Here is a 20,815-nt window from a genome sequence, read left to right as displayed (position 1 = left end):
CATCGCCCCTCAGGAATGCGCTTGGGAAAGATTGGTCAGCTCAGGGCCCTTGCTCGGCGGCTCCTTGAGCACTACGCGCTTGATCGGGCCGACGATGACCAGGTAACTGAACACCGCCACCAGCGCGTTGGCGCCGACAAACACCAGGGCCCATTTGAACGACCCAGTGGTGCTGATGATGTAGCCGATGACAATCGGCGTGGTGATCGACGCGAGGTTACCGAAGGTGTTGAACAAGCCGCCACTAAGGCCGGCGATCTGTTTCGGCGAGGTGTCGGACACCACCGCCCAACCCAGTGCGCCAACGCCTTTGCCAAAGAAGGCCAACGCCATGAAGCCCACCACCACCCATTCAATATCCACGTAGTTGCACGCCACGATGCTGCTGGAGATCAGCAGGCCACCAATGATCGGCGCCTTGCGGGCGAAGGTCAGGGAATGGCCCTTGCGCAGCAGGTAGTCGGAAATCACCCCACCCAGCACACCACCGATAAACCCGCAGATCGCCGGCAACGAGGCGATGAAACCGGCCTTGAGGATAGTCATGCCACGGTCCTGCACCAGGTACACCGGGAACCAGGTCAGGAAGAAATACGTGATGCCGTTGATGCAGTACTGGCCCAGGTACACACCGAGCATCATGCGATTGGTCAGCAACTGACGAATGTAATCCCACTTCGGCCCGTCGGTTTTCTTACCTTTGCCCTTGTCCTGGTCCATATCGACCATCGCACCATTGGCGGCGATGTGATTGAACTCGGCTTCGTTGATCAGCGGATGCTGGCGCGGGCTGTGGATAACTTTCAGCCAGATCAGCGAGAACAGGATGCCAATCACCCCCATCACGATAAACACGTGCTGCCAACCGAAGCTGTAGACGATCCAGCCCATCAACGGCGCGAACAACACCGTAGCGAAGTACTGCGCCGAGTTGAAAATCGCCGAGGCCGTGCCGCGCTCCGCCGTAGGAAACCACGCCGCCACAATACGGGCATTTCCGGGGAACGACGGCGCTTCGGCCAGGCCCACCATAAAGCGCAGCATAAACAGCGCGACCACGGCGGTGGAGACACCGAACTCACCCACATAGCCTTGCAGCACAGTGAACAGTGACCAGGTGAAGATGCTCAGGGCATAGACTTTTTTCGAGCCAAACCGGTCCAGCAGCCAGCCGCCAGGAATTTGCCCGGCCACGTAGGCCCAACCGAATGCAGAGAAGATGTAACCGAGGGTGACCGCGTCGATGCCGAGGTCTTTTTGCAGGCTGGAGCCCGCGATAGCGATGGTGGCCCGGTCGGCGTAGTTGATCGTGGTCACCAGAAAAAGCATGAGCAATATCAAATAGCGGACGTGGGTCGGCTTGGTCGCTTGCATGTAGAAGTACTCCCACTAATTATTTTTTTTGCGGGTAATGGTCTGGTTGTCTCTGAGGACCGCTTTTATGTGGGAGCCGGGCTTGCCCGCGATACAGGCACCTCGGTGTGTCAGGCACACACCGGTGATGCTATCGCAGGCAAGCCAGCTCCCACAGGAACCGGTGCCAACAGGTAGTGCGTGTTACGAACCGATGTAGCTGGTTTTTACGACGGTGTAGAACTCTTGCGCATAGCGACCTTGCTCACGCGAACCATAGGATGAGCCCTTACGGCCACCGAATGGAACGTGATAGTCCACACCGGCAGTCGGCAGGTTGACCATCACCATCCCGGCCTGGGAATGACGCTTGAAGTGGTTGGCGTACTTGAGCGAGGTGGTGGCGATACCCGCCGACAGGCCGAACTCGGTGTCGTTGGCCATGGCCAGCGCCGCCTCGTAATCGGCTACGCGCACCACGTTGGCCACCGGGCCGAAAATCTCTTCACGGCTGATGCGCATCGCGGCTTCGCTGTCGGCAAACAGCGTCGGCGCGAGGAAGTAACCCTCGGTGTCGCACGTCACCAGGCCGCCACCGCTGACCAGCCGCGCGCCTTCGCTTTGGCCGATGTCGATGTACTTCAAGTCCTGGTCCAACTGGGCCTGGGAAACCACCGGGCCGATGTCGGTCCCGCTTTTGAGGGCGTGGCCGACTTTGATCGACTTCATGCGTTCAGCCATGGCCGCGACGAATTGGTCGTGGATACCGGCGGTGACGATCAGGCGACTGGAGGCCGTGCAGCGTTGGCCGGTGGAGTAGAACGCGCTTTGCACCGCCAACTCGACGGCCTGCTTGAGGTCGGCGTCGTCGAGAATGATCTGCGGATTCTTGCCGCCCATTTCCAACTGCACCTTGGCCTGGCGCGACACACAACTGACCGCGATCTGGCGCCCGACACCCACGGAGCCGGTAAAGCTGATGCCATCGACTTTCGGGCTGTTGACCAATACGTCGCCGACCACACGGCCGCTGCCCATCACCAGGTTGAACACGCCGGCGGGGAAACCGGCGCGGGAGATGATGTCCGCCAGGGCCCAGGCACAGCCCGGCACCAATTCAGCGGGCTTGATCACTACGCAGTTGCCGTAGGCCAGGGCCGGGGCGATCTTCCACGCAGGGATGGCGATCGGGAAGTTCCACGGGGTGATCAGGCCGACTACGCCGAGGGCTTCGCGGGTCACTTCAACATTGACGCCCGGGCGCACCGACGGCACGTAGTCACCGGACAAACGCAGGCATTCACCGGCGAAGAATTTGAAAATGTTGCCGGCACGGGTCACCTCGCCAATGGCTTCGGGCAGGGTCTTGCCCTCTTCTCGGGCCAGCAGCGTGCCGAGCTCTTCGCGGCGGGCGAGGATTTCACTGCCGACTTTATCCAGGGCATCGTGGCGCGCCTGAATCCCCGAGGTGGACCACGCCGGAAAGGCGGCGCGTGCCGCATCGATGGCGGCGTTGACTTGGCTGACATCGGCCTTGGCGTATTCGCCAATCACATCGGACAAGTCCGACGGGTTGAGGTTGACGCAATAGTCGGCACCGGCCACCCATTGGCCGTTGATGTAGTTTTCAAAACGCTGGGCTTGGGACACGAATCTTCTCCTGACGCAAAAGGCCGCTGATCTCTCAGCGGCCTTGTAGATAAGTTATTGCGCGCCTTGCTTGTCGATCAGCGCGGCCAGGGCTTCATATTCTTCAGGCAACAGGTCGGTCAGCGGGGTGCGCACCGGGCCCGCGTCGTAGCCGGCGATTCTGGCGCCAGCCTTGACGATGCTCACGGCATACCCGGCCTTGCGGTTACGGATGTCCAGGTAAGGCAGGAAGAAGTCGTCGATGATCTTGGAGACCGTGGCGTGATCGTCCTTGGCAATCGCGTGGTAGAAGTCCATAGCGGTTTTCGGGATGAAGTTGAACACCGCCGAGGAGTACACCGGCACGCCCAGGGCCTTGTAGGCAGCGGCGTAAACCTCTGCAGTCGGCAAGCCGCCGAGGTAGCTGAAACGATCACCGAGGCGACGGCGGATCGAGACCATCAACTCAATGTCGCCCAGGCCGTCTTTGTAGCCGATCAGGTTCGGGCAGCGTTCGGCCAGGCGTTCCAGCAGTGGTGCGGTCAGGCGGCAGACGTTGCGGTTGTACACCACCACGCCGATTTTTACCGATTTGCACACGGCTTCAACGTGGGCGGCAACCCCGTCCTGGCTGGCTTCGGTGAGGTAGTGCGGCAGCAGCAACAGGCCTTTGGCGCCGAGGCGTTCGGCTTCCTGGGCGTACTCGATGGCCTGGCGGGTCGAACCACCGACACCGGCAAGAATCGGCACGCTGGTGGCGCAGGTATCAACCGCGGTCTTCACCACTTGGGAATATTCGCTGGCGGCGAGGGAAAAAAACTCACCGGTGCCGCCGGCAGCGAAAAGCGCCGTGGCGCCGTAAGGGGCCAGCCACTCCAGACGTTTGATGTAACCCGCCTGGTGGAAATCACCCTGGGCGTTGAAATCGGTCACGGGAAAAGACAGCAGGCCGTGGGAGAGGATGGACTTCAGTTCTTGTGGATTCATTATTCGAACACCCTGGGCAAAGACTTTCTGGCGAAAGGTTGTTGTTGGTTTTGATGATGTCGTACGTCATCGTACAACTATAAAAAGATTCGTCAACTGCAATTCGTCGACGTTGATCCACGAGTGGGTGTTCTGCATCTGCGCTTGACGTAGGAAAGTATTCCTCTATGCTTGCGATAACTGTATATGCATACAGTTATTAAGGAAGATTCCTACGACATAGCAAGGAGCTAACATGTCAGGTCTTGAACTCGCAGCACCCGTAAAAAACCCTCCTGTCCTGCGCTTCGAAGGCGGCGAACACACTGCCATCGGCGACGATACCCTGTTGCGTTTCGCCAAGGACGCTGCGGCCATCCCAGCCCGACAAGTGCAGTTGCACCTGCCCAACGGGCTGGCACTGACCTACGGCCAGATGATTGCGTTGGGCGGTGATTTCTATGGCATCCCGGGCCAGCCCATCAGCGATGGCGCCTCCCCTGCCGAACGCGTGCAACGCTTCACGGCCGCGTTCAACTCGCTGGCGGTGTTGCCGGCCTCGCGAGAGGAAGCAGGCAAGATCCTCGCGGTGATGCAAAAGGAGATCAATGCGGTCAACCAGGCGATCAGGGACGGCAAGCAAGCCCATGAAGCCTACGACGCACTCGGTGATACGTTGTCCGAAGAGTGGAACCGCATCACCGGCGGCGGCAGCGTGGTTTCGGCCCTGGTGCCATTGGGGCGTTATTTGAAGTTGGCGGCCGACAATGCCGACCACTTCGGCGAGTGGGCGTTGTCGGCGTATCTGGCAGGGCACACGGCGGCCTTGCAGCAGGCGGTGGTGGCGCATCAGACCGGCACCGACCAGGCACTGGAACTGGCCTACGCCATGAACAGTTTTGCCGATCACTTTTTGACCGACCTGTTTTCCGCCGGGCACTTGCGCGTTCCACGCAAACAGCTGGCCGCCGTGGTCACGCCGGGTGAGCTGGGTTCGCTGATCAGCCGCTTTATGCACGACGAAGACAGCAAGTTCGGGCTCAAGGTGCGCAATGCGCTGGGGGATCAATGGCACGCGTATGGGGACAAACGCTACTTCGACGCCATCGATGCGGACAATCGGACGCAAGTCAAACGTGCGGTGCAGGCCTCAGCCGATGAAGTCTTCGAAACGTTTACCAGCGGCGTGGCGCCCTCCCCGGCCAATTTCAAGGCGCCGCTGTATGTGCCCGACTTGAACGCCGTACAGAACCCGGCGAACAACTTTTCGCCACTGTTCAAGATGGAGGGTGACAAGGTGCTGCGCCGCAAGGACGTGAATGACCTGAACGACAAGCACTGGACGGATGATTGGTGGGGGTGGAGTACGTATCTGTTGCTCAAGGACTACAAGCCCAACCAACCGGCCAGTTAAGTAAACACGCCATCCGAGACACTGGAGATCAAAATGTGGGAGCGGGCTTGCTCGCGAAGGCGGTGTGTCAGTCTGCACATGCATTAACTTAAAGGACGCATTCGCGAGCAAGCCCGCCCCCACACTTGGATTGCTTTACACCCGGCACAACTCGGTTGCCTGCTTTAACCGCGCTGCGCTTCTGCCTCTTCGTGGGCATGGCGCAGTCGCTCACGGCTGTTGGTCAGGTGCAAGCGCATCGCCGCACGTGCCGCATCCGAATCCTTACGGGCAATCGCCTCGTAGATCTCTTCGTGCTCACGACTCAGGCGCCCCATGTAGTGCTGCTGGTCATCATGGGCCAGGCGTGCCGAATTCAGCCGCGTGCGCGGAATAATGCTGGTGCCCAGATGGGTCATGATGTCGGTGAAGTAGCGGTTGCCGGTGGACAGGGCAATTTCCAGGTGGAAAGCGAAGTCGGAGGCCACCGCATCGCCGGCGTGGGCCGCGCTTTCATTCAGGGCATCGAGGGCTGCGCGCATGGTCGCCAGTTGCGCGTCGGTGCGGCGCAGGGCGGCCAGGCCGGCAGACTCGACTTCCAGGCTGATCCGCAGCTCGAGGATCGCCAGCACATCACGCAGGGTCACGACGGTGGCCGGGTCGATACGGAAACCGCTAGGGCTTGGGGTATCCAGCACAAAGGTGCCGATCCCGTGGCGGGTTTCGACTTGTCCGGCGGCCTGCAAGCGCGAGATCGCTTCACGCACTACGGTGCGACTGACGCCATGGGCTTCCATGATCGCCGACTCGGTGGGCAGCTTGTCGCCACGCTTGAGTTCGCCGTCGCGGATCTGCTCGGACAACACCGTGACCAATTCCTGGGCAAGGCTGCGGCGCTTGCGGGGGAGACGCGGGGCGGTGTTGGCGTTTTCCATGATGAATCATCTTTCTCGGTGAGCTTGAGGGAGCATCATAGCCCATGGCGGTTGTACGATCACCGTCCAGGCACGACTTTCATCTATATCCCGAGCGCAAAAAAATGCCCCGGCACAGGCCGAGGCATCTTTCATGGCTGGCCCGAAGGCGGCAGCCGTTTACTTTACCACTTTCAAACTCGGCCGGCCGCTTGGGCGCGGTGGCTCGGTATCCGGTGGCAGATCATCGCCGTCTTCGCTGTCGATCGATTCGTCATCCTCGAAAGGCGACTCCAGATCAAACACCATGCCTTGGCCATTTTCCCGGGCATAGATGCCGAGGATGGCGCCAATCGGCACGAACAGCGTATGCGGCACACCGCCGAAACGCCCTTCGAAGCTCACCGCCTCGTTGTCCATGTGCAGGTGACGCACGGCACTGGGCGATACGTTCAGCACAATCTGTCCGTCACTGGCAAAACCCTGCGGAACCTGAACCGCAGGAAATTCGGAATTGACCAGCATGTGCGGGGTGCAATCGTTGTCCACAATCCACTCATAGAGCGCGCGGACCAAGTAGGGTCGACTGGAGTTCATCAGCGGCTCCTTAAGCCTTAGCGCATATCGCGTTCGACACCAGACAGACTCGCCTGGAAAGCCTCACGCGCAAACTGGCGCTCCATATAATCAAGCAGCGGCTTGGCCGGCCGCGGCAGTTCAATACCAAGAATCGGCAAACGCCAGAGTATCGGTAATAGGCAGCAATCGACCAAACTTTGTTCCTCACTGAGGAAAAAAGGTTTATCGGCGAACAACGGCGAAACGCCGGTCAGGCTTTCGCGCAATTCCTTACGCGCTTGCGTGCGAACAGCTTCTTTTGTGCGCGAATCCAGAATCACGTCCACCAGCCCGCACCAGTCACGCTGGATCCGATGGATCAGCAGGCGGCTGTTGGCACGTGCCACCGGGTACACCGGCAGTAAAGGCGGATGCGGGTAACGCTCATCCAGGTATTCCATCACTACGGTCGACTCCCACAACGCCAGGTCACGATCGACCAGGGTGGGCAAGCTGCCGTACGGGTTCACTTCGATCAGTTTCGGCGGATGACGGCCCGCCTCCACACTGATGATCTCGGCGCTGACACCCTTCTCGGCGAGCACGATACGCACTCGGTGGGAATAGTGGTCGGCGGGGTCGGAGTAACAGGCCAACCGATTGGTCACGCCCATGGCGGTCCTCCTCGCTTGTTGAAATTATCGAAAGCTCAAAAACGAGCGCGCCCAGAGAGCATCTCTGTAACAACCTGTTGAACCGGGTCGCTACGTATTCAGAGATGCCGCTGGGCGCGCAAGATTAACAGCAATTGCTTACGGTTGGATCAATGCACATCCTTCCAGTATTCGCGTTTGAGCAGATAGGCGAATACGAAGAAGAAGGCCAGGTACAGCAACACATACGTACCGATGCGCTGGTGCTGCAGTTTGACCGGGTTGGCCGAGTAGGCCAGGAAGGTCACGAGGTTTTTTACTTTCTCGTCGAACTGCTCTTCATTCAGCGCTCCGGTCTTGGGCACGATGGTCAGTTGATCGCACGCTTCATGAGTCAAAGGCGTGCCAGTCAACGGGTCATATTGCTTCTTGCCGTTTTCAACGACCTGAACCTGCTTGCATCCTACCACTTGGCGACCCTGCAGGCCGACCAGAACGTTCGGCATGCCGACGTTCGGGAAGACTTTGTTGTTCACGCCGTATGGGCGCGACGGGTCTTCATAGAACGACTTGAGGTAGCCGTAGAGCCAATCGGTGCCACGTACACGGGCGACCAGGGTCAGGTCGGGCGGTGCCGCACCGAACCAGGTCTTGGCGTCAGCCGGCTGCATGCCGATGCTCATGTGGTCGCCGATCTTGGCGCCGCTGAACACCGCGTGACTGAGCATCACGTCATGGGGGATACCCAAGTCATCGGCGACACGCTCGTAACGCTGGAACTTGGCGCTGTGGCAGCCCATGCAGTAGTTGGTAAAGGTGCGCAGACCATCCTGCATGGCGGCCTTGTCGGACACGTCGATGTCGACCTTTTCCAGCTCAGGGCCACCGTGCTCGGCAGCGAAGGACAGCAGCGGCAGGGCCGCAAGCATCAATGCAACGAATAATTTTTTCATCAGCCAGTCACCCTTTCCGGAACCGGTTTGGTCTTCTCTAGCCGGGTATAGAACGGCATCAGAATGAAGTAGGCGAAATACAGGAAGGTGCAGACCTGCGACAGCAACGTACGCTCAGGGGTTGGCGCCAACACGCCGAGGACACCCAGGATCACGAAGGCAATGCAGAACACCCACAGCCAGATTTTGCTCAGCCAACCCTTGTAGCGCATGGACTTGACCGGGCTGCGGTCGAGCCAAGGCAACACGAACAGCACCGCGATGGCCGCGCCCATGGCGATCACGCCCATGAGTTTGTCGGGGATCGCACGCAAAATTGCGTAGAACGGCGTGAAGTACCAGACCGGGGCAATGTGCTCAGGGGTCTTGAAGGCGTTGGCCTGTTCGAAGTTAGGCTTCTCGAGGAAATAGCCGCCCATCTCCGGGAAGAAGAACACGATCGAGCAGAACACGAACAAGAACACCACTACGCCGACAATGTCTTTCACGGTGTAGTAAGGGTGGAACGGAATGCCATCCAACGGGATGCCGTTCTCGTCCTTGTGCTTCTTGATGTCCACACCGTCCGGGTTGTTCGAACCCACTTCGTGCAGTGCCAGGATGTGCAACACCACCAGGCCCAGGATCACGATCGGCAAGGCCACCACGTGCAAGGCGAAGAAGCGGTTCAGGGTGATCCCCGAGATCAGGTAGTCACCACGGATCCACTGGGTCAGGTCGTTGCCGATCACCGGGATCGCACCAAACAACGAGATGATCACCTGGGCGCCCCAGTACGACATCTGGCCCCAAGGCAGCAGGTAGCCCATGAAGGCTTCCGCCATCAGCGCCAGGTAGATCAGCATGCCGAACACCCATACCAGTTCGCGAGGCTTCTGGTACGAGCCGTAGAGCAAACCGCGGAACATGTGCAGGTAGACGACGATAAAGAACGCCGACGCGCCAGTGGAGTGCAGCAGGCGCAGGATCGAGCCGTACTCGACGTCACGCATGATGTATTCGACGGAGGCGAACGCTTCTTCAGCCGACGGCGTGTAGCTCATCGTCAGCCAGACCCCGGTGACGATCTGGTTGACCAACACCAGCAGCGCCAGGGAACCGAAGAAGTAGAAGAAGTTGAAGTTCTTTGGTGCGTAATATTTGCTGAGATGGTCTTCCCACATTTTAGTGGCGGGGAAGCGCGCATCCACCCAATCCATGAACTTGCTCATCACGCGTTCTCCTTATCGAGGCCAATGACAATGAGGTCGTCAGTTTCGTAAGTATGCGGAGGCACGGGCAGGTTCAAAGGCGCGGGCTGAGACTTGTAGACGCGACCGGCGAGGTCGTAGTGCGAGCCGTGGCAGGGGCAGAAATAACCGCCAACCCAGTCTTTGCCCAGGTCGACCGGGGCGACTTCCGGGCGGAACGTCGGCGAGCATCCAAGGTGAGTACAAAGACCGACCAACAGCAGAATCTCTGGCTTGATCGAACGCGCTTCGTTTTTGGCGTAGGCGGGTTGGTCGGACTTCTCGGATTTCGGGTCAGACAACTGGCCTTCGATCTTCTTGAGATTGCCCAGGATTTCCTCAGTACGACGAACAATGAAGACCGGCTGGCCGCGCCACTCAGCAATCATCTGCTGACCTGGTTCGATCTTGCTGATATTCACCTTCACCGGTGCACCTGCGGCTTTCGCCTTGGCACTGGGAAACCATGACCCCACGAACGGGACCGCAGCCCCCACCGCTCCTGCAGCACCCACCACGGATGTGGCTGCTACCAAGAAGCGACGCCGGCCTGCATTCACGCCGTCATTGCTCATTCAGTCCTCTCCCATCAGCTTTTTGGCCTGTTAAATCAGGCGTCTACTAAGTGTTGAATCTTTGCTTATAAAAATTTTGCCGAATGGTAATGAAAAGCCCCACGTATGACAAGGGAATTGCCCGGGGCTCAGCCTCCAGGCCCTGTAGTATAGGGGGTCTACGGATGTGGCAAGTTGTCACGCACAAATTTGTGCATAAATCGCAGGCAATAAAAAACGCCCAGCTCCGTAAGGAGGCTGGGCGCTTTTGTGGAACGTAAAGCGAATTAACGCTTCGAGTACTGCGGACGCTTACGCGCTTTACGCAGACCGACTTTCTTACGTTCAACTTCACGAGCATCGCGAGTCACGAAGCCAGCTTTGCGCAGAGCGCCACGCAGGGTTTCGTCGTACTGCATCAGAGCGCGAGTGATACCGTGGCGGATTGCGCCAGCTTGACCACTTACACCGCCACCGATAACGGTGACGTAGATGTCGAACTTTTCAACGGTCTCGGTCAGTTCCAGCGGCTGACGAACTACCATGCGGGCAGTTTCGCGGCCGAAGAAGTTGTCCAGGGAGCGGTTGTTGATCGAGATGTTACCAGTGCCCGGACGCAGGAAAACGCGTGCGGTTGCGGTTTTGCGACGGCCAGTGCCGTAATTTTGAGTCGCCGACATAATGAACTATTCCGTTAAAACTTCAGTTCTTGGGGCTGCTGAGCAGCATGAGGGTGTACAGCGCCCGCATAGACTTTCAGCTTGCGAAACATATCGCGACCCAGTGGGCCCTTAGGCAGCATACCTTTGACCGCGATTTCGATCGGGGCTTCAGGCTTCTTGGAGATCAGGCCTTCGAAGTTCGAAGACTTGATGCCACCTGGGAAACCGGAGTGACGGTAGTACATTTTGTCTTGAGCTTTGTTGCCGGTAACACGTACCTGCTCAGCGTTGATGATCACGATGTAGTCACCGGTATCAACGTGAGGGGTGTATTCAGGCTTGTGCTTGCCACGCAGACGGCTAGCGACTTCAGTGGCCAGACGACCCAGAGTCTGACCAGCGGCGTCGACGACAAACCAGTCGCGCTGAACTGTTTCCGGTTTTGCAGTATAAGTAGACATTCTTTAATAGCCTCAGGGGCCGCCCTGTAAATTAGACGGCGGATCTTACTGAATAGTGCGTACTTTGACAAGTCAAAGGCAGCCGGATACAGACGCTATCGGGGGCTCGGGTCGGCGCGTCCGTTCAACGGCAAGATTCTTCGGCAGGCGGCGCATCACTTCCACTGCAGAAAGAGGTGGGCAATTATGCAGATTGCGAAAAAAAATTCAACCTGCTTTTATGATTGTTTTCCCTGAAGGAGTACCCGATGGATTATCGACAGCTGGGCCGTACGGATCTGAACGTGAGCGCGATAGCCTTGGGCACCATGACCTGGGGCGAGCAGAACAGCGAAGCAGAGGCCTTCGCCCAGATCGAACGGGCCAAGGCCGCGGGGATCAACTTCCTCGACACAGCGGAAATGTACCCGGTGCCGCCCAAGGCCGACACCTATGCCACCACCGAGCGCTACATCGGTAATTACTTCAAAAGCCGTGGCGATCGTGCCGACTGGATCCTCGCCAGCAAGATCGCCGGCCCCGGCAACACCATCGACTACATCCGCGACGGCCACCTGCGCCACAACCGCAAGCACATCGCCGCCGCCCTGGACGCCAGCCTCAAGCGCTTGCAGACCGACTGGATCGACCTCTACCAACTGCACTGGCCGGAACGCAGCACCAACTTCTTCGGCCAACTGAGCTACAAGCACAAGGACGAAGACGACCTCACCCCGCTGGAGGAAACCCTCGAAGCGCTGGACGAACAGGTCAAGGCCGGCAAGATCCGCCACATCGGCCTGTCCAACGAAACCCCTTGGGGCACCATGAAATTCCTCGCCCTGGCCGAAGCCCGTGGCTGGAGCCGTGCGGTATCGATCCAGAACCCCTACAACCTGCTCAACCGCAGCTTTGAAGTGGGCCTGGCGGAAGTCGCGATTCGCGAGCAATGCGGCCTGCTGGCCTACTCGCCCCTGGCGTTCGGCATGCTCAGTGGCAAATACGAAAATGGCGCACGCCCGGCCAAGGCGCGGCTGACCGAATACAGCCGCTTCAGCCGCTACTTCAACCCGCAGTCGGAAGCGGCGTGCAGCCGTTATGTAGCGCTGGCCCGAGAACATGGTCTGGACCCGGCGCAGATGGCGTTGGCATTTGTGACCCAGCAGCCGTTTGTGACCAGCAACATCATTGGCGCCACGTCGCTTCAGCAACTAGATAGCAACATTGCCAGTGCCGATCTGAAACTGTCCAAAGAGGTGTTGGAGGGGATTGAGGCGATTCAGAAGGATCATCCGAACCCTGCGCCTTGATTGATCTGTAGACCGCCATCACAGGCAAGCTCCTACATTTTGACGGGTGAACACCGTCAAATGTGGGAGCTGGCTTGCCTGCGATGAGGCCCTCAAACACACCGCATCACTTAAAGCGCCCGCGCAATGATCTCCTTCATGATCTCATTGGTCCCCGCATAAATCCGCTGCACCCGCGCATCCGCCCAGGCCCGCGCAATCGGGTATTCCCACATAAAGCCGTAGCCACCGTGCAACTGCACGCACTCATCGAGCACCTTGCATTGCAGGTCCGTGGCCCAATACTTGGCCATTGCGGCAGTCGGCACGTCCAGCTTGCCCTCCAGATGCAACGCTATGCACTTGTCGACAAACACGCGGCCGATCTGAATCTCGGTGGCCATTTCCGCCAGCTTGAAGCGAGTGTTCTGAAAATCCGCAATCGCCTTGCCAAACGCCTTGCGCTCGCGGGTGTATTCCAGGGTCCATTGCAGTGCCGCCTCGGCCGATGACACGGCGCCGATTGCCACCGTCAAACGCTCCTGAGGCAACTCCTGCATCAGATACGCGAACCCCGCACCGGCCTGGCCCAGCAGGTTCTCCTTGGGCACGCGCACGTCCTGGAAGAACAGCTCCGAGGTGTCCTGGGCCTTCATGCCGACCTTCTCCAGGCGCTTGCCCTTGGCGAAGCCCGGTGTGTCGGCCTCCACCAGAAACAGGCTGGTGCCCTTGGCGCCCGCCTTGGGATCGGTCTTGGCCACCACGATCACCAACTCAGCCAGATAGCCGTTGGTGATAAAGGTCTTCGAACCGTTGATCACATATTCATCGCCATCCAGCACGGCGGTGGTCTTGACCCCTTGCAGGTCGGAACCGGCACCTGGCTCGGTCATCGCAATCGCCGTGACCATCTCACCGGAGATCAGTTTGGGCAGGTATTTGTGCTTCAACGCCTCGCTGCCGTAATGCAGGATGTACGGCGCGACAATGTCCGAATGCAGGGAAAAACCGATCCCGGTCAGCCCCAGCCGGGCAACCTCCTCGATCACCACCGCGCTGTACAGAAAGTCCGCACCCAACCCGCCGTATGCCTCCGGCAGGTGGGAACACAACATCCCCGCCTCCCCCGCCTTGCTCCACAAGGCTCGGTCGATATAGCCCTGCTTCTCCCATTGCCCATGGAACGGCACCGCGTCTTTTTCGAGGAAGGTGCGCACGCTCTCGCGAAAGAGTTCGTGCTCCGGGCTGTACAAGGTTCTGGGAATCATGGGTCACCTGCGAGGATTGTCGGACAAAGACGAGCCCACAGAGACTATGCCGCGAAGGCAGCACGGGACACTGGACACATGCGACAAAAAATAAGACGATCCAGCCGTCTGGTGACCACTTTCCCCTATAAGAATAAATGAAATTATGTCTAACCAAATCTCCACGCCCTTGCGGCGCGTCAGCATTTTGGCCATTGATCGGGTATTCGCTTCAACCCTCATGCAAGCCAAGGATTTCTTCCACCTCGCCAGCCTGCGTTACGGCAAGCAACAAGGTCTGGGCCTGATCCCGGCGTTCGAAACGCGCCTGGTCAGCCCCGACGGGCAGTCGGTACGCAGCTTCAGTGATGTGATCATGCCGGTGGATGGCGGCCTGGAAGACGCCGACATCATCGTGCTCCCGGCCTTCTGGGACGACTTCGACGCCCTCTGCAGCCGCTACCCGCAAGTGCTGCCGTGGCTGCGCGCGCAACACGCACGCGGCGCCGTGCTCTGCGGCGAAGCCACCGGGGTGTTCTGGCTGGCCGAAGCCGGCTTGCTCGATGGCAAGGAGGCAACCACCTATTGGCGCTTTTTCAACGCCTTCAGCGAACGCTTCCCACGGGTACAACTCAACCAGGACAAGCACCTCACCGACGCCGACAACCTGTACTGCGCCGGCGGCACCACCTCGGCGTGCGACCTCTACATCTACCTGATCGAACGCTTCTGCGGCGCCAACATCGCCCAGGCCGTAGCCCGCGACATTCTCTACGAAGTGCAACGTAACTATTCGCCGGGACGTATCGGTTTCGGTGGGCAGAAGCTGCACCAGGACGTGATCATCCTGCAGATCCAGCACTGGCTCGAAGAGCACTTCGCCGACAAGTTCCGCTTCGAAGACGTTGCCCGGGAACACGGCATGAGCATCCGCAACTTCATGCGCCGCTTCCAGACGGCGACGGGCGACAAGCCATTGCACTATCTGCAACGCCTGCGCATCGAGACGGCCAAGGGACTGCTGTCAGGCAGTCGCAAGAGCATCAAGACCATCAGTTACGAGGTGGGTTACGACGATGCGAGCTTCTTTGCGCGGTTGTTCAGGCAGCACACGGAACTGTCGCCGAACCAATACCGCCAGCAGTTCCAGCAGGCGGCATAGGCAAGGCTGAACGCGGTAAAAAATGTGGGAGCGGGCTTGCTCGCGAATGCGGTGGGTCAGTCAACATCATCAGTGACTGACAGTCCGCATTCGCGAGCAAGCCCGCTCCCACATTTGATCTATAGCGTTCTCAGGGCTTATGGCCGCGCGCGAGGAACTCGTGGGATTGCATTTCCAGCAAGCGACTCAGGGTCCGCTGGAATTCAAAGGTCAATCGACCGCCGGTGTACAGATCCTTCAACTCGACTTCCGCCGAGATGATCAGCTTCACGTTACGGTCGTAGAACTCATCGACCATGTTGATAAACCGCCGCGCGATGTCGTCGGTGGTCACGCTCATCTGCTCCACACCGCTCAAGATCACCGCATGGAAGATCTTGCCCAGCTCGATGTAGTCGTTCTGGCTGCGCGGGCCGTCGCACAGGGCGCGGAAGTCGAACCACGCCACGTCATCGCAAGTACGCAACGCGATGATTTCGCGGTTTTCGATGATCAACTTGTCGTTTTCCACCGCCTGGGTGCATTCCGGCGTCAGGGCGCGAAAGCTCTTTTTCAGGCTTTCGTGCGCCGCTTCGTTGAGCGGGAAGTGGAACAGTTCCGCTTGCTCAAGGTGACGCAGGCGGTAGTCGACGCCACTGTCGACGTTGACGATTTCGGTGTTCTGCTTGATCAGCGCGATGGCCGGCAGGAAGCGCGCGCGTTGCAGGCCGTCCTTGTACAGGCCGTCGGGCACGATGTTCGAGGTGGCGACCAGGGTCACGCCGTTCTTGAACAACTCTTCCATCAGGGTGCCAAGGATCATGGCATCGGTGATGTCGGAGACGAAGAACTCATCGAAGCAGATCACCCGCGCTTCGTCGGAGAAGCGCTTGGCAATGATGGTCAGCGGGTTTTTCTCGCCCGGCAGGGTCTTCATTTCTTCGTGCACGCGCTTCATGAAGCGGTGGAAGTGCGTCCGGACCTTTTCCTTGAACGGCAGCGCTTCGAAGAAGGTGTCCACCAGATAGGTCTTGCCGCGGCCGACGCCGCCCCAGAAATACAGGCCTTTGACTGGCGTGCGGTCTTTCTTGCCGAACAGCTTGCCGAGCATCCCTGGCTTGCTTTGCGAGGCCGCGACGAGATCGTCGTACAGGCGCTGCAAATGACGCACCGCCGTTTCCTGGGCTGCGTCATGGAAGAATTCAGGGCGTTTCAGATCAGCTTGGTATCGTTCTAGGGGCGTCATAATTTCGTTAGCAAGGCAACAAAAACGGGCCGTCACTGTAACGACGGCCCTGATTAATGGCAATCAACCCTTGGTCGGGTCAATCCTCGATGGGGGTCAACGCAACGCGCAAGGCGGCGATGGCAGCGTCACGGGAGGCGTCGTCAGCGAACTGCGCGCTGTCGGCCACGGCCGCGCCGTCCAGCCATACGCTGAAGCCCAGGGCTTCGGTGCGTACGTCCAGTGCGTCGCCGTTTTGCAGCGCCTTGGTGACGGCGCCAGCGGCTTTACCGTCGGCAAAGTTGCGCGACAGCAACAATTGCTCGCCATCGGCGGCCAGCAGGCGGAACCGGAAGCTGCCGTCATCCTCGCGGAAGCTCACGAAACGCGCCGCTTTCGCCGCTTTCTTCTTGGTCGCGACCGGTGCCGCGGCCTGCTCGACGAACGAACGCAGGCCCACCGCCTCACGCAACTCGGCGAGGAACGGTGCCGCCACGGCGCGGGCTTTCTTGGCGCCGACCAACAACAGGTCTTCCATGTCCGACGGGCGCGACATCAGTTGGTGATAACGCTCGCGGGCTTCGCCCAGTTGACCGTCCAGCAATTGGAACAGACGGGCCTTGGCCTCGCCCCAACCCAGACCTTGCAGCAGCTCAGCGCGGAATTCTTCTTCCTGGGGCTTGCTGGCAAACGCCTGGTACAGGGTGAACAGGTGGGAGTTGTCCGGGTCCTTGGCTTCGCCCGGCGCACGGGAGTCCGTGACGATCCGCGAGATCGCGTCCTTCATGTCCTTGGCGCTGGTGAACAACGGGATGGTGTTGTCGTAGCTCTTGGACATCTTGCGGCCATCCAGGCCCGGCAAGGTGGCGACGCTTTCTTCGATCAGCGCCTCGGGCATGGTGAAGAACTCCTTGCCCTTGCCAAACAGGTGGTTGAAGCGCTGGCCGATGTCACGGGCCATTTCCACGTGCTGGATCTGGTCGCGGCCGACCGGCACCTTGTGCGCGTTGAACATCAGGATGTCCGCCGCCATCAGCACCGGGTAGCTGTACAGGCCCATGGTGATGCCCGCATCCGGGTCTTCGCCGGCTTCCACGTTCTTGTCCACCGAGGCCTTGTACGCGTGGGCGCGGTTGAGCAGGCCCTTGGCGGCAACGCAGGTGAGCAGCCAGGTCAGCTCGGGGATTTCCGGGATGTCGGACTGGCGGTAGAAGGTCACCCGGTTCACATCCAGGCCACCGGCCAGCCAGGTCGCGGCGATTTCCATGCGCGAGCGCTGGATGCGCTGCGGGTCATCGCATTTGATCAGGGCGTGGTAGTCGGCCAGGAAGTAGAAGGAGTCGGCATTGGCATCCTGGCTGGCGAGGATCGCCGGGCGGATCGCACCGGCGTAGTTGCCCAGGTGCGGCGTGCCGGTGGTGGTGATGCCGGTGAGGATACGGGTACGAGTCGTCATGGGTAATCGCTTATCAGACTGCTATCAATTCGAGAGGCGCGGCAGCACCAGATCCTTGAGATCGGTGAGCTTGCCATGAAAAAAGTGCCCGCATTCTGCCACTTTCAGCAGCTCATGGGGGCGATTCAAGGCGGCGGACCAGTCGTAGACGGTCTGCGGATCGACCACTTCGTCGGTTTCCGGCTGGATCAGGGTCAGTGGGCAGCCCTGTGGCAACACATCGGTATCACGCAGGCGCATCACTGCCGCGGCGACCATGAACAGGTGCGCGAGTTTTTCGCCCTTGGCTTCCAGACGCCCGCCAAGGCTCGCGGCGACATAACCGCCAAAGGAAAAACCGAGCAGGGTCAGCGGCAAACCGGGATGCTTTTCCCGCAGCCAGGTGGCGGCCGCTTCGGCATCGTCCACTTCGCCGGTGCTCATGTCGTGACTGCCGGCGCTCGCGCCGACGCCACGATAGTTGAAACGCAAAGTGATCAAACCGGCATCGCGGGCGGTGCGTTGCAGGGTCGATACGACTTTATTGAGCATGGTCCCGCCCTGCACCGGGTTAGGATGGCAGATCAGCGCCAGGCCACGTGGCTCGGGGTGATCCAGGTACAAGGCTTCCAATTGGCCTACCGGGCCATCGATCAAAACAGGGGTTTCACGCATGAGCAAGAGATGAACTCCGTGACCTCTCAAAGGGTCGACTCGTCTAGCTAAAAGTCTGTGCATGGCATCATTGCGAGGTTAATCGCGGTATACAGCGCAGGTTTGAGCCGTTAACGTAAAGCAAAGCCGTTTATAGAGGAAGGACTCGTGGAACACTCGCTCTTAGTTTGGTTGTTGCCGACTCTTGCCCTGGTTGCCGGTGTCGCCATTGGATTCCTGGTCGCTCGCCTGCTGCCGAATGCCGCGCCTAACCGCACGCAGCGTCAGTTGGATGACATTCAGGAACGTTTTGACAGTTATCAGAACGAGGTGGTTACCCACTTCAACAGCACCGCAAATCTGGTCAAGAAACTCACCCAGAGCTATCAGGAAGTACAGGATCACCTCGCGGACGGCGCCAACCGCCTCGCCCTCGACGACATCACCCGCCAGCGTCTGCTGGCCGCGCTGCATTCCGATGCCCCGCAAACCCCACGGGAGCGCCTGACCCCGCCACGGGAAAACCAGGAGCCACCACGGGACTACGCGCCAAAAACGCCGAACGCCCCAGGCATGCTGGATGAGCATTACGGCTTGAAGAAGTAAGTTTTCTTCAGGCACTAAAAAGCCCGGCTGATCGATGATCAGCCGGGCTTTTTGTTGGCTTCATTTTACAGAACAGTGGAGATCCAATGTGGGACCGGGTGCAGCCTCAAGCCGGTTGTTGTTCCTGCAACAACCCACCCTCAATCCGCACATGCCGCCCATGGAAGCGCTTGAGGCTGCTGCGATGGCCCACGCTGACGATGCTCAACCCCGGCAATTCATCGATCAACGCCTGGTACAGCGTCGCCTCATCCTCTTCATCCATGGCCGAGGTCGCTTCGTCCATGTACAGCCACTGCGGCGCAAACAATAGCGCGCGGGCAAACGCCAAACGCTGCTGCTCACCCGGCGAAAGCATGCGCTGCCAGTGGTTGGCTTCGTCCAGGCGCGCCACCAGATGGGGCAAGCGGCAGGTCTGCAGCACCTGTGCATAACGTTGCGCCGGGTAGGCGCTGTCGTCCTGTGGATAACTCAGTACGGCTTTCAAGGTGCCAATCGGCAGATAAGGCTTTTGCGGCAGGAACAGATAACGCGCCGCCGGCAGGCGAATGCTGCCGTGCCCCGCTGGCCACAAATGCCCCATCGCACGCAGCAAGGTACTTTTGCCGCTGCCGGAACGCCCGCTGAGCATCACGCGCTGGCCGGGCTCGACACTCATGTCGGCATCGCTCAGCAGGTGGCGGCCATCGGCCAGGTCCATCCGCAGCCCTTGCACCACCAGGCGCTCGCCTTCCGAACGCACATCGATCGCCGGCGGGCGCTGCTCGTTTTCACTCATGGCCTGTTGAAAGCTCAGCAGACGATCACTGGTGGCACGCCACGACGCCAGGTCCGAGTACGCGTTGATAAACCAGCTGAAGTTCTCTTGCACGTTGCCGAACGCCGAGTTGATTTGCATCAGCTCGCCCAACTCGATCTTGCCGGCGAAGTAACGCGGCGCGGCGACGATAAACGGGAAGATGATCGCGATCTGGCTGTAGCCGGCAGTGAAAAACGTCAGGCGCTTGGACACTTTCATGATGTCCCAGAAGTTGTGCCAGACCTTGCTGAAACGTGCGCTCAAGCGCTGTTTTTCATTCGGTTCGCCGTTATACAGCGCGATGCTCTCAGCGTTCTCACGCACCCGCACCATGGAGAAACGCAAGTCCGCTTCAAAGCGTTGTTGTTGGTTGTTCAAGCCGATCAAGCGACGGCCGATCAGGTGGGTCAGCCAACTGCCCACGGCGGCGTACAGCAACGCGCACCAGAACATGTAGCCGGGGATGGTGATGCCAAACACGTCGATACTGCCCGACACGCCCCACAGGATGATCGAGAACGACACCAGGCTGACCACATTGCGCAACAACCCCAGGCCCAGGCTCAAGGAACTGGAGGTGAAGTTGTTGAGGTCTTCGGAAATCCGCTGGTCCGGGTTATCGGTGTAACCGCCCTGCTCCAGCTGGTAATAGTTTTTGTCGGCGAGCCAGCGGGCGAAGTGTTTTTCGGTAAGCCAGGCCCGCCAGCGGATGGTCAGCATCTGGGTCAGGTACAGGCGGTACACCGCCCCCAGAATCGCCACGGCGGCAATCGCGCAGAAATAGCCGATCAACTGCCAGAACGCGGCGGTGTCCTTGTGTTCAAGGGCGTTGTAGAAATCCTTGTACCAGTGGTTGATCCACACCGAAATCGCCACGCTGAACAGCGACAAGCCAATCACCGCCGCCAGCAGCAGCCACGCCTTGCCCTTCTCTTCACTGCGCCAATACGGCGTGATCATCGCCCAGGTTCGGCGCAGGAATTGCCCACGCACCGCGTCATTGACCGCGCAATACTCAGCGTTCTGATTCATCGTTCAGGCTCTGTAAGGAAATGTAACAGACGTTTGAACCGATCATAGACGATCGGTTCAGGGCTCCGTGCGGCCTGAAGCGG

At 59.4% G+C, this 20,815-nt stretch carries 20 protein-coding genes; 4 read left to right on the top strand and 16 right to left on the bottom strand.

Annotation, left to right across the window (positions count from 1 at the left end; genetic code table 11):
* Window positions 1–9 precede the first annotated feature (9 nt).
* From OPU96_RS16880 to kdgD, 3 genes are all read right to left on the bottom strand, one after another.
* Entirely contained in the window at window positions 10–1,374 is a 1,365-nt protein-coding gene (locus OPU96_RS16880; protein WP_498559387.1) for an MFS transporter, read from the bottom strand.
* Window positions 1,375–1,557: 183 nt separating this feature from the next.
* The gene (locus tag OPU96_RS16875) at window positions 1,558–3,003 is read right to left on the bottom strand and encodes an aldehyde dehydrogenase family protein (protein ID WP_192297693.1); all 1,446 of its coding nucleotides are present in this window, start codon (window positions 3,001–3,003) and stop codon (window positions 1,558–1,560) included.
* Between the two features lie 54 nt (window positions 3,004–3,057).
* Window positions 3,058–3,969: a 5-dehydro-4-deoxyglucarate dehydratase gene (kdgD, locus tag OPU96_RS16870; protein WP_192297694.1), complete on the bottom strand. Its 912-nt coding sequence runs from the start codon at window positions 3,967–3,969 to the stop codon at window positions 3,058–3,060.
* Window positions 3,970–4,204: 235 nt separating this feature from the next.
* On the opposite strand from kdgD, the gene OPU96_RS16865 reads away from it, so the two are divergent.
* A complete protein-coding gene (locus OPU96_RS16865; protein WP_498559386.1) occupies window positions 4,205–5,362 on the top strand; it encodes a phospholipase in 1,158 nt (385 codons plus the stop codon).
* 164 nt (window positions 5,363–5,526) lie between these two features.
* Here the strand turns inward: OPU96_RS16865 and OPU96_RS16860 are convergent, their stop codons facing one another.
* From OPU96_RS16860 to rplM, 8 genes are all read right to left on the bottom strand, one after another.
* Entirely contained in the window at window positions 5,527–6,276 is a 750-nt protein-coding gene (locus tag OPU96_RS16860) for a FadR/GntR family transcriptional regulator (protein ID WP_226456478.1), read from the bottom strand.
* A gap of 159 nt (window positions 6,277–6,435) precedes the next feature.
* Window positions 6,436–6,852, bottom strand: a complete 417-nt coding sequence (locus tag OPU96_RS16855; RefSeq protein ID WP_192297697.1) for a ClpXP protease specificity-enhancing factor — start codon at window positions 6,850–6,852, stop codon at window positions 6,436–6,438.
* Between the two features lie 17 nt (window positions 6,853–6,869).
* Window positions 6,870–7,487, bottom strand: coding sequence for a glutathione S-transferase N-terminal domain-containing protein (locus tag OPU96_RS16850; RefSeq protein WP_192297698.1), 618 nt, complete (start codon window positions 7,485–7,487; stop codon window positions 6,870–6,872).
* Window positions 7,488–7,636: 149 nt separating this feature from the next.
* Complete coding sequence (locus OPU96_RS16845) at window positions 7,637–8,419, bottom strand: cytochrome c1 (protein WP_192297699.1); 783 nt, start codon at window positions 8,417–8,419, stop codon at window positions 7,637–7,639.
* Window positions 8,419–9,630: a cytochrome b gene (locus tag OPU96_RS16840; protein ID WP_003171746.1), complete on the bottom strand. Its 1,212-nt coding sequence runs from the start codon at window positions 9,628–9,630 to the stop codon at window positions 8,419–8,421. Before OPU96_RS16840 ends, OPU96_RS16845 begins: the two co-directional genes overlap by 1 nt.
* Window positions 9,630–10,223, bottom strand: a complete 594-nt coding sequence (gene petA, locus OPU96_RS16835; RefSeq protein ID WP_027604843.1) for a ubiquinol-cytochrome c reductase iron-sulfur subunit — start codon at window positions 10,221–10,223, stop codon at window positions 9,630–9,632. Before petA ends, OPU96_RS16840 begins: the two co-directional genes overlap by 1 nt.
* 266 nt (window positions 10,224–10,489) lie before the next feature.
* On the bottom strand, window positions 10,490–10,882 hold the full coding sequence (gene rpsI / locus OPU96_RS16830) for a 30S ribosomal protein S9 (protein WP_002555064.1): 393 nt from the start codon (window positions 10,880–10,882) through the stop codon (window positions 10,490–10,492).
* Window positions 10,883–10,896: 14 nt separating this feature from the next.
* A complete protein-coding gene (rplM, locus tag OPU96_RS16825; protein WP_226456479.1) occupies window positions 10,897–11,325 on the bottom strand; it encodes a 50S ribosomal protein L13 in 429 nt (142 codons plus the stop codon).
* A gap of 248 nt (window positions 11,326–11,573) precedes the next feature.
* Here rplM and OPU96_RS16820 point away from each other — a divergent pair, with 248 nt between their 5' ends.
* The gene (locus OPU96_RS16820; RefSeq protein WP_192297701.1) at window positions 11,574–12,614 is read left to right on the top strand and encodes an NADP(H)-dependent aldo-keto reductase; all 1,041 of its coding nucleotides are present in this window, start codon (window positions 11,574–11,576) and stop codon (window positions 12,612–12,614) included.
* Between the two features lie 110 nt (window positions 12,615–12,724).
* On the opposite strand, the gene OPU96_RS16815 is transcribed toward OPU96_RS16820, so the two are convergent.
* Entirely contained in the window at window positions 12,725–13,861 is a 1,137-nt protein-coding gene (locus OPU96_RS16815; RefSeq protein WP_226456480.1) for an acyl-CoA dehydrogenase family protein, read from the bottom strand.
* A 220-nt stretch (window positions 13,862–14,081) separates the two neighbouring features.
* Between OPU96_RS16815 and OPU96_RS16810 the strand changes: the two genes are divergently transcribed.
* On the top strand, window positions 14,082–15,002 hold the full coding sequence (locus OPU96_RS16810; RefSeq protein ID WP_192297837.1) for a GlxA family transcriptional regulator: 921 nt from the start codon (window positions 14,082–14,084) through the stop codon (window positions 15,000–15,002).
* Between the two features lie 130 nt (window positions 15,003–15,132).
* On the opposite strand, the gene zapE is transcribed toward OPU96_RS16810, so the two are convergent.
* From zapE to OPU96_RS16795, 3 genes are all read right to left on the bottom strand, one after another.
* On the bottom strand, window positions 15,133–16,227 hold the full coding sequence (gene zapE / locus OPU96_RS16805) for a cell division protein ZapE (RefSeq protein WP_192297703.1): 1,095 nt from the start codon (window positions 16,225–16,227) through the stop codon (window positions 15,133–15,135).
* A gap of 79 nt (window positions 16,228–16,306) precedes the next feature.
* Window positions 16,307–17,662, bottom strand: a complete 1,356-nt coding sequence (locus OPU96_RS16800) for a tryptophan--tRNA ligase (RefSeq protein WP_226456481.1) — start codon at window positions 17,660–17,662, stop codon at window positions 16,307–16,309.
* Between the two features lie 24 nt (window positions 17,663–17,686).
* Window positions 17,687–18,316, bottom strand: a complete 630-nt coding sequence (locus OPU96_RS16795; RefSeq protein ID WP_192297705.1) for an alpha/beta hydrolase — start codon at window positions 18,314–18,316, stop codon at window positions 17,687–17,689.
* A gap of 147 nt (window positions 18,317–18,463) precedes the next feature.
* On the opposite strand from OPU96_RS16795, the gene OPU96_RS16790 reads away from it, so the two are divergent.
* Window positions 18,464–18,901, top strand: coding sequence for a Z-ring associated ZapG family protein (locus OPU96_RS16790; protein ID WP_032886236.1), 438 nt, complete (start codon window positions 18,464–18,466; stop codon window positions 18,899–18,901).
* Window positions 18,902–19,007: 106 nt separating this feature from the next.
* Here OPU96_RS16790 and OPU96_RS16785 read toward each other — a convergent pair whose 3' ends face one another.
* Window positions 19,008–20,732 carry an ABC transporter ATP-binding protein/permease gene (locus tag OPU96_RS16785; RefSeq protein WP_498559385.1) on the bottom strand — a complete coding sequence of 575 codons (1,725 nt, stop codon included), beginning with the start codon at window positions 20,730–20,732 and terminating at the stop codon, window positions 19,008–19,010.
* Window positions 20,733–20,815 lie beyond the last annotated feature (83 nt).

It is taken from the genome of Pseudomonas sp. RP-B7 (assembly GCF_059803535.1).
This window is presented reverse-complemented; position numbering and strand designations above follow the sequence as displayed.

Bases quoted from the DNA above. Each gene is read 5' to 3' on its own strand.
- OPU96_RS16880 (WP_498559387.1), bottom strand. From the start codon at position 1,374: ATGCAAGCGACCAAGCCGACCCACGTCCGCTATTTGATATTGCTCATG.
- kdgD (WP_192297694.1), bottom strand. From the start codon at position 3,969: ATGAATCCACAAGAACTGAAGTCCATCCTCTCCCACGGCCTGCTGTCT.
- OPU96_RS16865 (WP_498559386.1), top strand. From the start codon at position 4,205: ATGTCAGGTCTTGAACTCGCAGCACCCGTAAAAAACCCTCCTGTCCTG.
- OPU96_RS16860 (WP_226456478.1), bottom strand. From the start codon at position 6,276: ATGGAAAACGCCAACACCGCCCCGCGTCTCCCCCGCAAGCGCCGCAGC.
- OPU96_RS16855 (WP_192297697.1), bottom strand. From the start codon at position 6,852: ATGAACTCCAGTCGACCCTACTTGGTCCGCGCGCTCTATGAGTGGATT.
- OPU96_RS16850 (WP_192297698.1), bottom strand. From the start codon at position 7,487: ATGGGCGTGACCAATCGGTTGGCCTGTTACTCCGACCCCGCCGACCAC.
- OPU96_RS16845 (WP_192297699.1), bottom strand. From the start codon at position 8,419: ATGAAAAAATTATTCGTTGCATTGATGCTTGCGGCCCTGCCGCTGCTG.
- OPU96_RS16840 (WP_003171746.1), bottom strand. From the start codon at position 9,630: ATGAGCAAGTTCATGGATTGGGTGGATGCGCGCTTCCCCGCCACTAAA.
- petA (WP_027604843.1), bottom strand. From the start codon at position 10,223: ATGAGCAATGACGGCGTGAATGCAGGCCGGCGTCGCTTCTTGGTAGCA.
- rpsI (WP_002555064.1), bottom strand. From the start codon at position 10,882: ATGTCGGCGACTCAAAATTACGGCACTGGCCGTCGCAAAACCGCAACC.
- rplM (WP_226456479.1), bottom strand. From the start codon at position 11,325: ATGTCTACTTATACTGCAAAACCGGAAACAGTTCAGCGCGACTGGTTT.
- OPU96_RS16820 (WP_192297701.1), top strand. From the start codon at position 11,574: ATGGATTATCGACAGCTGGGCCGTACGGATCTGAACGTGAGCGCGATA.
- OPU96_RS16815 (WP_226456480.1), bottom strand. From the start codon at position 13,861: ATGATTCCCAGAACCTTGTACAGCCCGGAGCACGAACTCTTTCGCGAG.
- OPU96_RS16810 (WP_192297837.1), top strand. From the start codon at position 14,082: ATGCAAGCCAAGGATTTCTTCCACCTCGCCAGCCTGCGTTACGGCAAG.
- zapE (WP_192297703.1), bottom strand. From the start codon at position 16,227: ATGACGCCCCTAGAACGATACCAAGCTGATCTGAAACGCCCTGAATTC.
- OPU96_RS16800 (WP_226456481.1), bottom strand. From the start codon at position 17,662: ATGACGACTCGTACCCGTATCCTCACCGGCATCACCACCACCGGCACG.
- OPU96_RS16795 (WP_192297705.1), bottom strand. From the start codon at position 18,316: ATGCGTGAAACCCCTGTTTTGATCGATGGCCCGGTAGGCCAATTGGAA.
- OPU96_RS16785 (WP_498559385.1), bottom strand. From the start codon at position 20,732: ATGAATCAGAACGCTGAGTATTGCGCGGTCAATGACGCGGTGCGTGGG.